The organism is Actinomadura livida, assembly GCF_014648675.1.
In the GTDB taxonomy this organism is placed as follows: domain Bacteria; phylum Actinomycetota; class Actinomycetes; order Streptosporangiales; family Streptosporangiaceae; genus Spirillospora; species Spirillospora livida.
Genome location: NZ_BMRO01000034.1, coordinates 1 through 11,520, shown reverse-complemented (window position 1 = coordinate 11,520; position 11,520 = coordinate 1). Strand labels below are relative to the sequence as shown.

8 protein-coding genes are annotated in these 11,520 nt (G+C 68.8%); 2 read left to right on the top strand and 6 right to left on the bottom strand.

From position 1 onward, the window contains the following. Nucleotides 1-143: 143 nt before the first annotated feature. The 3 genes from IEZ03_RS37035 to IEZ03_RS37025 all read right to left on the bottom strand — a co-directional run bounded on the left by IEZ03_RS37035 (nucleotide 144) and on the right by IEZ03_RS37025 (nucleotide 2,828). Entirely contained in the window at nucleotides 144-533 is a 390-nt protein-coding gene (locus IEZ03_RS37035) for a hypothetical protein (protein WP_184889558.1), read from the bottom strand. A 107-nt stretch (nucleotides 534-640) separates the two neighbouring features. Beyond that, nucleotides 641-1,645 carry a helix-turn-helix domain-containing protein gene (locus IEZ03_RS37030; RefSeq protein ID WP_184889559.1) on the bottom strand — a complete coding sequence of 335 codons (1,005 nt, stop codon included), beginning with the start codon at nucleotides 1,643-1,645 and terminating at the stop codon, nucleotides 641-643. A gap of 694 nt (nucleotides 1,646-2,339) precedes the next feature. Next, nucleotides 2,340-2,828 (bottom strand): ATP-binding protein, encoded by a 489-nt coding sequence (locus tag IEZ03_RS37025; RefSeq protein WP_184889560.1) that lies wholly within the window; start codon nucleotides 2,826-2,828, stop codon nucleotides 2,340-2,342. Nucleotides 2,829-3,020: 192 nt separating this feature from the next. Between IEZ03_RS37025 and IEZ03_RS37020 the strand changes: the two genes are divergently transcribed. Continuing rightward, nucleotides 3,021-3,770, top strand: coding sequence for an FkbM family methyltransferase (locus IEZ03_RS37020; RefSeq protein WP_184889561.1), 750 nt, complete (start codon nucleotides 3,021-3,023; stop codon nucleotides 3,768-3,770). Here the strand turns inward: IEZ03_RS37020 and IEZ03_RS37015 are convergent. The 3 genes from IEZ03_RS37015 to IEZ03_RS37005 all read right to left on the bottom strand — a co-directional run bounded on the left by IEZ03_RS37015 (nucleotide 3,653) and on the right by IEZ03_RS37005 (nucleotide 10,487). Then, on the bottom strand, nucleotides 3,653-7,216 hold the full coding sequence (locus IEZ03_RS37015; RefSeq protein ID WP_184889562.1) for a protein kinase family protein: 3,564 nt from the start codon (nucleotides 7,214-7,216) through the stop codon (nucleotides 3,653-3,655). The genes IEZ03_RS37020 and IEZ03_RS37015 overlap by 118 nt on opposite strands. Nucleotides 7,217-7,329: 113 nt before the next feature. After that, the gene (locus tag IEZ03_RS37010) at nucleotides 7,330-10,095 is read right to left on the bottom strand and encodes an AfsR/SARP family transcriptional regulator (protein ID WP_184889563.1); all 2,766 of its coding nucleotides are present in this window, start codon (nucleotides 10,093-10,095) and stop codon (nucleotides 7,330-7,332) included. After that, nucleotides 10,092-10,487, bottom strand: coding sequence for a pilus assembly protein TadG-related protein (locus IEZ03_RS37005; protein ID WP_184889564.1), 396 nt, complete (start codon nucleotides 10,485-10,487; stop codon nucleotides 10,092-10,094). The genes IEZ03_RS37010 and IEZ03_RS37005 overlap by 4 nt, the downstream gene beginning before the upstream one ends. 228 nt (nucleotides 10,488-10,715) lie before the next feature. On the opposite strand from IEZ03_RS37005, the gene IEZ03_RS37000 reads away from it, so the two are divergent. Beyond that, complete coding sequence (locus tag IEZ03_RS37000) at nucleotides 10,716-11,420, top strand: hypothetical protein (protein WP_184889566.1); 705 nt, start codon at nucleotides 10,716-10,718, stop codon at nucleotides 11,418-11,420. Nucleotides 11,421-11,520: the final 100 nt, after the last annotated feature.

The following is an 11,520-nucleotide window of genomic DNA, read 5'->3' as shown; positions in this document are numbered from 1 at the left end:
CACGCCCGGCGGCGCGCACGGGGCCGCACGCCCGGCGGCGCGCACGGGGCCGCACGCCCGGCGGCGCGCACGGGGCCCGGGTGGCGTTCCGCCTACCCGGGCCCCTGGTCGCGCGTGGCGCGCTCTGTGCTGTCCCTGCCGGTCTACCGGCGGCGCTTCACACCGCCGCCCATGAGACGGCATGCACGTTCGTCGTCGGCGTTCAGGAAGACGACCGGCAACTCAGCGACGCCGGTCTGTCGGGCCTTGTGGATTCGGTGCCATCCGTCGATCACGATCGGCGTTCCCACGTCGGGAAGCGGAACGGCCAGCAGCGGGCGGGACAGGTCCACCGTTTCCGCGTGTTCGGCGTCGATGCGGATGAGCGCGCCGAGCGCGCCGATGTCTGAGACGTTCGCGTGCGTGACCGGGTAGCGGGTGGCCGCGCGGGCGGCGAGCGCCACGTCCCAGGCCCACCCGAGCAGGACGAACACCTGGTCGTACGGGTCGTGTTCTGTGTCGTGCGAGGTCGTGCCGGTCGCGTCACCGGACATGTAGCGTCTCCTTCGTCATGACAACCTCATTGGGTTGGGGTGGGGGTCGTGAGACCCCGAGTCATGACGGGGCGGACGGGCCCTCACCCGTCCGCCCCGCCTACGGGTCACGCGGCGTTCGTGCTGTCCGCGTCGTCGCTACCGGTGGCCGCGCTGTCGGTGGCCAGGTTGGCCGCGCGGAACCGGCGGGGACGCTCGCACGTCAGGACCGCCTCGCCCTGTCCGACGAGGGTGTCGAGGGCGTTGGCGACGGCCCCGGATGACCGGTCCAGGACCTTGGCGATCTCGCCGGGCGTGAATTCCAGGTCGGGGAACGCGTTCAGGTGCTGGGCGACCAGGGGCCGCAGGGGCGACGGCGCGCCACGGTCGCCGGTCGCGCGCGGCGTCCGCGTCCGGGTGCCGGTGGTAGCGCGGGTGGTGCGGCGGACGCTACCGGCGTAGCGCGCGATGTCCTCCATGCCGCGCGTGACCTTCTCGTCGTCGTCCGCCGCGATCGCGGCGAGGGTCGTGGTGACCGTGCTCAGCAGGTCGGTCAGGATCACGCGGGCGGTTTCGCGCTGCTCCGCCTTGCGCAGCTCGGCGTCCACCCGTGCGCGCCGTTCGGCCTCCTCTTCCTGTGCCTTGCGCAGGGCCTCGGCCGCTGCCGTCCGCCGGTCGGCCTCATCCGCTAGAACCTGCATCGCGGTTGCGAGTGTGTCCGGCGAGATCATGCCCGCCTCGGTCGGGGCGTCCGGTGCGGTCGGGGCGTCCGGTGCCGCCGTGGTTTCGGCGTCCCCGTCGTCTGCCTGAGCAATCGGGCTGGTGTCACCGGCCCCGGTAGCGGTCGTGGGGACGACCGGGGACCACACGTCCGGGGTACGGCCCCGACCGGTTCCCTCACCGGCCGCCCGGACAGCGCGCCCGGCGTCCGCGAACGCTGTCAGGGCCTTGGTCACCGTCGCGCGACTGACCCCGGACGCCTCGGCCAGCGCCGACACCGTCGCACCGCCCGGTGCGGCGTTCAGCGCGTCCCACACGGCCCCTGCCGCCCCGGTCGGGCGGTCGTCCCCGGTGCCGTCCGCCGGGGCGGTGGTGGCCGTGTCAGCGTTCGCGGTGGTGTTGGTGTTCGCCATTGTTCCTACCTCCTGAATGGCGGCCGATTCGGCGGGACTTTCCCGCCCGGCGTCGTCCGCCATGACGACCATTTCTCGATGACACGGCGAATGCAACACGGAGCGCCGACCAATTTCGTTGCCGGAACGGCTGGAGAGGCTTACCTCAGTAAACGAAAATTTAATGGCCGGGCCGGACTCAACGGCATCGGGTTGAAGGTCCGAACCCGTCTACAGATACTTTTGCGGCGGACTCGCGCATTTCGAGGCCGGGTTGCCGGGTGACGTCGACTTGGGTTACGCGGCCTGGCTATGGCGGCAGCCTCAATCCGACGCCCGGACGCGCCGTGCCCTACCCGGCGTTCATATAGCTCTATTGGTTGTATGGGAGGGGCGGAGACGCTGGCCCCTACGAAATCGATTTAGCATCTTCGAGTGGCGCACCCCTTTGGATGACCCCTTGAGGGGGTATCCGGGTGCACCGCAGCCCCAGCCGAGGCGCGCGCTGACCTGCGTCGACACCAGTTCAAGCCGGGGGCGCCCATAGACACCCCCGCGGTTGATCCCCCGATCGCACCCCCCGCTGCCCCGGCAGCCTTGGCCTCGTTAACGAGCAAAGGCCCCGCCCGCACCTGGCCAAGGTGCGGGCGGGGCCTGAGCTTGGCCCTAGCCTGGGGAGGCGGGACCAGCCTGCTACGGACAGGCTGGTCCCGCCCTATGCGGCCGGGGTGACGGACGTGGCCAGCGGCGGGTCCTCATACGGCTTGTCGACGCAGAGAAGGTCCGCCCAGACGGTGTGGCCTTCGCTCGGGCTCCCGTGGACACCCAGCATCGCGGCCAGTTGCGAGACGGCCCGCAGGCCCCGCCCGCCCTCGCTCTCGATGGGGCATCCGAGCGGGTCGTGCCTCACCGTGGGGTATCCGCCGCCGCCGAGGTCACTGACGCCGACATAGGCCAGGCCACCAAGCACCAGCTCGACCGTGAACCGACCGCCCTGCTGCCCCGATCGGGTATGGCGCACGGCATTCGAGGCGAGTTCGGTCACCACGAATCCCACGTCCGAGGCGATTGAGGTCTCGGCGAACAGGAACATCGCGAACTGCCGTGCCAGCGGAATCTGATCTGTCCGCCCGGGAAAGACGCGCCGCCATGACATCGACGCGCCCATCATCGAGGCCGTGGGTTCGAGTTTGAATCTCGACATTTCTTGAATCCTCCTGACCGGCCGCCCCGCCGCCGCATTCCTAGTAGCGGCTATTTAGCGCGACGAACCGGCCACCATCAAGGGACAGCTCGAATCAGATTGTCAAGCCCCGCGAATGCTCGTCGTTTGACTCGGAGAGCTCGATAGACGTGAGCCACGACACCGGGGGCAGCCTCCAATAGGTTGGCACGTGTGAGCGGTTATGACTTGATCGCGTATGCGGGTAACGCTGAGGACGTCGTGTTGATGCGCGCCTTCGCAGGGCGGAAGAGCGGGTTCTTCGTTGATGTCGGTGCCGGCGAGCCCGTCAGCGGCTCGCTGACCAAGAACCTGGTGGATGTCCTTGGCTGGCGTGGGGTGAACGTCGAGCCGTTGCCCGATCGCCATGCACGCCTTCAGCGGGCACGGCCCGGCGACGTGAACCTGCGCGTGGCGATCGGAGACGAGCCGGGCACTGCGGAGTTCTTCCGGATCGTTCCAGGGCGGGGGAAGGCCGGTGACGGCGGCCTTAGCACTCTGCGCCGGGACGTCTTGGAGGGGCATCTCGCGGATGGTTGGCGCCATGAACAACTGCACGTCGAGGTCGTCACGTTGGAGACGGTTCTCGCCGCACACGCCGAACCGGGGTTCGACCTGCTGAAGGTGGATGTGGAGGGGGCCGAAGCCGCGGTGCTCCGGTCGGCGGACCTTCAGGTGTGGCGGCCGCGGGTGATCGTGGTTGAGGCGACCTTCCCGCTGTCATCCCGTCCGAGTCATCAGGAGTGGGAGCCCCTCGTTCTGGCGGCCGGGCACGAGTTGGCACTCTTTGACGGCCTCAATCGCTTCTACGCGCGCGACGACGAGCCCGGCCTGGGCGAGCGGCTCGCCGTGCCTGCGAACGTCCTGGATAACTGCATCCCGTACGCGTGTGCCCGCCGGGCGGGGCTTATTGGGCCAGAGTGAGCAGATCTGGGCGGTGGTCGCGCAGCCATCGCGCGATCCACGCGCCGTCGCTGTCGGCGAGGCCGAGGGACGGGACGTCGATGTAGCGGCGCAGCATCATCAATGGCAGCAGCGCGGTCAGGGCGTCCTGGTCGACCGCGTCGCGGCCGTAGCCCTCGATGAGGGGGTCGGGCTCTGCGCCGCGCGGCATGTCGACGGCCAGGGCCCCAGGCGAGGTCGAGCATCGGGGGCCCGGACTCGGTCGCGCCGGGGTCGAGCAGGCCGGTTAGGTAATCGCCGTCGTAGAGCGCGTTGTGACAGACCGCTACGTCGCCGTGGATCGCGGTCATGGGGAGCCCTTGGCAGGCTGCGGCGAACTCCTCGGATAGGGCCGGGTACGCGTCCGGGGCGGTACTCCTTGCCCAGCCCAGCAGGACGCCGAGCGCGCCCGGGTCGTCCAGACGTAGGCCGTTGCCGGGCGGCTGGGAATGCCAGAGCCGAAGCTGGCGGCCAAGCTCCCGCTGACGTGCGGGCGTTGGGTGGTCCGCGTGCGCGCCCGGGAGACGTTCGAGGATGGCCCACCACGAATCTCCGGCCGTTCCCGCGTCGAGAAGGCGGGGCGCCCGAACACCGGTCGTGGCGCGCAACCGCTCGAAAGCGCGGATCGTCTCCAGCTGCTCATGCAGCCGTCGGCGCACCTTCACCACCGTCCGTACGCCCTGCACGACACCGTGGGTGCCCAGCGTCGCCAGGGCTGCGACCGGATCGCGCGGCCCGTCGAACGCGGGACTGGTCAGCGCACTCCGGATCGCGGTCTCGATGAGCGCGTCAGGTACGCGGCCGGTTTGGATCAGGGCGCGACGGTCGCCGGTATCCAGCGGCCCGCAGATCGGCGCCCACAGTCGCGTGAGGGCCTCGGCCCAGCGACGCCGCGCGGAGTCGGGATCGTCCAGCCATCCGATGCCGCCGAAGTCGGCATCCAGCCCGGCCCACAGCCGGGTCACCGGCGCCCACACAGGCAGGCAATCTTCGCACAGCCGTCGGGCGGTGCGCTCGGCCTGCGTCTTTCGGCCGCCGGCGGCGTCCAGCAAGACCTGCAACGCCTCGACGGGCAGCAGTTCACGGGTGGCCCCGAGTTCGCTGAACTGGCACGCCGCCGTCTCCAGTAGCTCGGCGGCTGCCCGGTGGTCACCGCGAAGCGCCCGCGCCATCGCCTCGGCCATGTCGCATTGGGCGAGTCCGATCAGTTCTCCGGCCGAGTTGTTGAGCTCTCGCGCGCGGCCGAGAAGCGACATCGTCCGGTCTGGATCGGACCACATCAACGCCAGCAGCAGGTGCCGCAGCGCGCGCGCTTCCCACACCGGCGCATTGGCTTCGCGTGCAGCTTCCAGAGTCGATTCGAAGAACCTGGCTGCCTCGGCGAACCGCGCGTTCTGCAGGTGGGCGTGCCCGAGTAGGTCGGCGGCGCGCACCTGGTCAGGTCCTGACTGCGAGGCCCCGTCCATCAGCCGCGCGACGGACTGGTAGTCGCCGCGGCGCAGCGCGTTGTCGGCGAGGCCGAACCGCGCGCTTGCGCCGATGAGTGAGGTGGGCTCGATCCCGGACAGGTGCTCGGACGCCTCCTCAACCCGGCCGATGATGTGCGCGCGGCTCGCCAGTTCGTGCCGGTAGTAGTCGGCGTACGGGCCTGCGGGTTCACCGATCAACTCGCCCAGTGCCTGGTAGCGGGCCTCGGCGTTGACGTCTCCGCGTGCGGTCAACCGCGCAACGGCTGTCAGCCGAGCCAGTTCCGGTGAGCCGGGCAGCTCTGGCAGGGACACCAGCACCTGCCAATGCCCGAGCACAGTGAGGCTGTAGGCCAGTTCCCCCAGAGACGCCGGAGCGAGGCCGTGTTCGTCCGAGGCACGGAGAACGAGCAGGAACGCCGCCACGCATCGCCTGCTCCGCACACCCAAAGGAATCGGATGGTCGACGTCGTCGTCCCAGACCTCCAACGCGGCCCGCGCCAGATGCTCGATCGCCTGCTCGGCGTTGCGGGTCCGTTCTGCCTGTGTCCAGCCGTCGTCGGTGTCGGCGTCGCATTCGATGACGCTGCGGCGTAGGTTCTCGTGCAGCCGGTACGGGGGCCACACCGTCTCGTCCCGGCGGACGAACGGGCGTTGTACGAACCGTTCGATCTGCCGCAACCGCACATGCGGGAGTACCGCGTGGAGCACGTCCTCGTCGAACGCCTCCAGCAGCGCCGCCGCGCGCAGCAGGTCGCGGTCTGTCGCGGACAAGTCCCGCATCGTTCGCAGCACCAGCTCGGGGAACCCGAGGCCGAACGCATCGGCGGGCGGTGCTTCGCCCCGCGCCAGGTACTGCCCGAACAGTCCGGCGGACAGGTCGAGGTAGAGCGGTGATCCTCCCGAGCCCGCGATGATCCGTTCTCGGATGTCGCGGCCTATAGCGGGAGTTCCGTTCACGGTGAGCCGCGCGGTCAGGTACGCCTCGGCCGATGCCCGGTCGAATCCGCCGAGGCCGAGCTGGTCACCCCCGACCAGGCCCGGCCAGCGGCGCTCACCGCCGTAGGTCAACGCGACCGCGTGGGCTGGGTCATGCCAGCGCAGCGGGCGTCGTCCAGCCGCGACGAACACCACGTTCGGCATCAGATACACCAGCCGCGAGACCAGGTCCTCAAGGCCACCTCGCTCGGCGGGCAGGCGTTGGACGTTCTCCAGCGTGTCGAGCACGCACAGCGCCAGCGTCGGGTGCTTGCGGCGTGCTTGCTCCAGGTCGGCGGCCAGGAGCACCGGCATGTAGCCGAGCATCCGATCCGGATCTTGCTCGGCCAGGATCGGATCGAGCGCGGGCAACTCGGCCCGTAGCCGCTTCAACCGGGCCTTCTGCGCAGTGGTCCGACCGAGCAGGTTCAGCGCGCGGTACGCCACCGACAGCGCACCGAAGCCGCCGAGAAGCTGGTCAACGGCCTCACCGACCTGCCTGGCGACCCCGAGCGAATCCGCCGCACTGTCCTTCTGGAGAAACGCGGTCAGCGACTCACCTGGATGTTTGCGCTGCCAGTAGACGGCCAGCGCCACATCAAACGCGAGCCACGATTTCGCCAGCGGCGCGAGCGCGGCACGCACCCGCAGCAGGACGGCCTCGAAGCTCGAGCTGGCAGGGTCGGCGAAATCCAGCACCGCATGCGCGCCACGTCGCGGCAGACCATCCAGTCCACCGGCCACCGCCAGGCCAGCGACGTGGCGGGCCAGCGTGGATTTGCCGATCCCGCCTTCCCCGGAGACGGCGATGACGTTGGACGCCGGCCGCTGGAAGTTGAGCAGTTCGTCGACGGTCCACGACCGTCCGGCCAGTTGGGCAAACCGGTCCCGAAAGGCCCGGATCTGCGCTTCCCGGTCAGTGAAGACATGTTGTACTTCGAATGGAGCGCGCGGCCCGTAGCTGAAGAACTGGTCGACGTCCACCCCGATACCCGATCACATCCCCTCGGCCCTGACAACGCGTCTTCCGGTGCCCGAGCGGTGCTGGGTGCTCGTACCTGACCGGCGTTTACGCGCTTGCTGAGCGCTTGCCTTCGTCATCGGTTTCGATTCGATGCCCGCATCGAGGAACTCAAGAGCTTACGAGTCTCGTCGTCGGGTTCGGCGTCGAGTTCGCCAAGGCGGGCGGCGAGGAGCTCGTGAGTGCGGCGGACGGCGTCCGGACGGCCGAGGCAGGCTTGTAGCCGCATGATGTGCCGGTGGAGGGGCTCGGAGTAGCGGTCGTGGGTGATCGCTCGTTCCAGCACCACCAGCGCTTGCTCTGGATCGTCTTCCTCGATGAGGCGGGCGAGGTTCGCCAGGGCGTCACCGATGGTGCGGCGGAGGTTTTCGCGGTGGACCTCGGCCCATTCCTGGGTGAGACCACCTCCGAATTCATCGCCGCAGCGGTCTGCGACCAGCGTGAGCGACTTGATTCGAGCGGTGTCGTCGGTGGCCCGTCGGGCCTCTGCCAGCGCTGTGGTCAGCCGCCATAGGTCGATGTCGATGACGTCAGGATCGATGCGGTAACGGCCAGCTTCGTGGATGACGTACATGGGTTCGCTGAGGCCGGTAGCGGTCCGGAGGATGCTGCGAATGTTGGTCACGGCGGTGTTGAACATCGGGACGACGCTCTCGGGGCTGTCCTCCGGCCAGAGATCGGCGCATGCCTGGTCGCGGGTGGCGCCGTCTGGGTGGACGGCGAGATAGGCGAGCAGATCACGGGCGCGCTGGCGCAGCCCTGTGTTGACCGGACCGTTCGCAGTGTGCAGGCGGACCGGCCCGAGCACGTCGAGCCGGACCGGTGCGTGCCGCGCCTCCTCGGATTGGCGCGGCGGCGGGATCACGGCCGAGACCGACGGTTCGGGTTCGAGTTCCGGTTGGGGCTCGGCGTCCGCGTTGGGTGGCGGGGGTGTGGCGTCCGTTTCGGTTCCTGTGGCGGTCCGGATGGTTCGCAGCATGCCTGCGGCGTCGTCGGTAGTCAGGTGGAACAGACGGGCACCGGTGAAACGTTCGGCGTCCGGGCCGTGAGCGTCCGTAACGGTCGCATCGCTGGATACTCCCACGCGGGTGCCGGACGGCCAGGGACCGAGAGCAAGAACGCCGAGGCTGTAGCGGCGGCCGAGTGCGGCGAGACCCTGCACGGTGCCGTTGTCCGCGGGCACCGATGCGACGAGCAGGACTGTCGGCAGGGGTTCGGCGGGGTCCTCGGCACGCAGCGCCGGCACGTCGGGCTGCTCGGTCATCTCCAAGACCCGGCCGCGGCGAAGAAGTTCTGCCTCCAGGCGGCTGGTGGCTGCGTCCAGGGACGGCGTGATGATCAAGCCTTCGAGGGCCGCGCAGAGGTCGGTGATGTCGTCACCCGGGAAGAGCGCCTGCGCGTCGGCCTGCGGGATGAGGACTTCGGCGCGGTAGCGGTGTGCCTTGGCCAGTAGTTCGGTAGTGATGGCGCGTGCGGCTGCGTGCGCGCCGTCTCCGGACAGCCCGAGGCTGAGTCCGGACAGGCGAACGGTGAGGGCCTGGTCGTCACGGGTTCCCACGACGAGGTGGTCGGGCTCTGCGGTCCGCAGGTCCTCGCGAACCAGGTCTGGGTCGGACGGAGCGGGGGCATCGCGGTCGGTGTACGTACGCAGATGGGCGTGGCGGGCCTTGAGGACCGGGGCGGGCAGCGGGGAATCTGTGGTGCTCCCGTACGCACCTGGGTCGGGGTTGGGCACGTATCGGCGGCGTCGGTGTAGGCGGGTAGCGGCCACGGCTACGCTCAGCGCGGCGGCGAGGCCGATGCCGATGAGCGAACCGGATGGTAGGGAGATCGCCAGCGGTGCGCCTGCACTTTCCTGGTCGTTCGGTGCCGATGGTGGCGGGCTCGCGGGCTCGTCTCGAGGCGGTGCCACTACCGGAGTCGGCACTTGCGTTGGCGTCGGCTGACCGGACGTTGGGCCAGGTGAAGCGGATGTTCGGCTTTCGTTCGCCTTGCCTGGTCCGGGCGGTGCCGCTTGCTCAGGTACGGGCGGCGTCGAGGTCACTCGCGACGGCGACGAGGATTCATCCGGAGCGCTCGGGTGGGGAATCCGAATGTGCTGGCCCGGGTGGAGGACCGAGGGATTGGTGAGGGCCGGGACCCCGTCTGGCTGGTCGATGTTCTTGCTGGTCTTGAAGATCTTGGGATAGAGGGCGCCAGAACCGTAGGTGCGGCGGGCGAGGTCCCAGAGGGTCTCACCTCGCTTGACGATGTGGGTTCGCTCAGGGCGAGGATCAGGCTTCGGATGGGATGGGGCCTCGTCGGCGAGCAGTGGTGTCCATTCGGACGCGGTCGGTTCCTGTGGCGGTGCTACTCGTCCGGGGGACTGATGATCTCGTTCGCCCGAGGGGGCGGAGCCAGCATGGACGTCGGTCACGGCTTGCGTGTGCGTCGCGGCGGTGGCCGAGGTGGCGAGGGATGCTGCGGCGCTGAAGGTGAGGGTGGCCGTGGCGACCAGCTCCCGGACCAGATGTTGCAGCGGGCGGGCCGGGCGCGGCAGGACGGGCTTGTCTCGTCCTGCAAAGTAGTTGATCATCTCGGCGCAGACGGTGACGATAAACAGGCACCACGAGGCCCAGCCCAGAAACCAGATCGTGGCCAGGAAAAAGCTCTGGTCGGTGTCCCGCCGCATCAGGGTCGCGCCGACCTCCTCCCATGACGGGAACCGGTCCGGGATGGGAGAGCCGCCCATGGCGTACATCGCGACCGGGCATCCGACCAGGAGGAACGCGAAGACCACGACGGCGGCGAGGCCGCGTATGAAGTCGGCGAGGTGTCCACGTTCAGTGGTGGTGTAGGTCACGGCTGGCGGGGTCCTTCCACTCCGGTGGTCAGATTCGCGGTTGCGGCGCCCTCGGCGTGCAGGGTGGAGATTCCGATCACCGAGAGAAAGCGCGCCGGGCGGGTGATGGAGACGCGGACGCGGATAGTGCGTCGTCCGGCGGTGGTCACGGTGCCGGTGTGGCCGCTGGCCCGCAGGTAAGAGCGAGCGGCGCGCAGCGCGGACTGGCGGTCCACGACGAACTCGCCGCGGGTGTATGCCCGGTGGCGGTCGACTTGCCCTGCGCCGGCGCGGGCAGCCTCCTGGGCAACGGTGTTCGCCTCTTGCCGAGCTTCGAGCACCTGCTCGAAGTCAACGACGGCGCCGAAGAACACCACGACGACCAAGGTGACGATGACAGCGAAAACGCTCACGCTTCCGCGGTCGGACTGCTGCTGAAATACGTACGCGCGTCGTCGCGCCCAATTAGTACTGATCATCGAACTGCCGTGAGTGTCGTGGGTTCGTGCGCGTCCCGCGGCTGCTATAGGCCCACCACCGGCTGCCTGCTGCCCTTGAACCACCCCGGTCTGCACGACGGCCAGGCCGATAAGGCGCATCTTGATTGACCGGCACCCGGCTTCATCGAGATCCTCGAGCCCATGACCGACGGGATGTGGCTGTACCAAGAACACCAGATGACGCCCGGTACGGAGATCTTCCGCAGCGACCGCCGCTTTTTCCTGGAGGCCTACTCCGCCAGCCACAGCCAACTGCTGCTGCGCAGCCATTGGGGCGACGACGAACTCGGCCAAAGCCACGAGACCACGATCGACATCCTGTTCAAACCGGTCGACGCCCTCAAGATCGAGACCGGCCTCGACGGGCTCGTCATCCGCCGCGCCAACGCGACCGAGGAAGCACAGATCAAAACCTCTCTCGCCAAAGATCGCAGGTCGCTGGATGTCCGGGTCTTCCTGCTCGAGAGCCGCAGTACTACCGGTTACATCGTCAGCATGGCCGTTGGCTGGCGGGAGGGAATCCTTGGCCCTACCCGCCGCAGCTTCTTCAACAACGCCGGCCCTTGGGCTCCCCGATGGCCCACCCAGTCCCTGGGCGGAGTCAATCCGGGGTTCAACGAAGCCACCACCGAGGACCTGATCAACGCCATCGCATCGCCGACAACGGCACGACGAGACCGATTCCGCCAGGTCCACGTCCTCATGACCCGAACGGACATGCCGGAGGGCCCAGAGATCTTCGGAGCGGGCGTCTTTCTCACCTCGCAAGACGCCGAAGACGCCCGCATGCAGCTCGCACCGAGCTTTACCGACTGCTGGATCGAGACACTGCCGGTCGCCCTTTGAGCGCCAGTTCAGCGAACCCGAGACTCTAAGTGCGTGTTTGAGAAGTTGATCTGGGTCGGCGTGGTTACGTGATCTTGTGTGCCGGTTCGTGCAGGGTGGC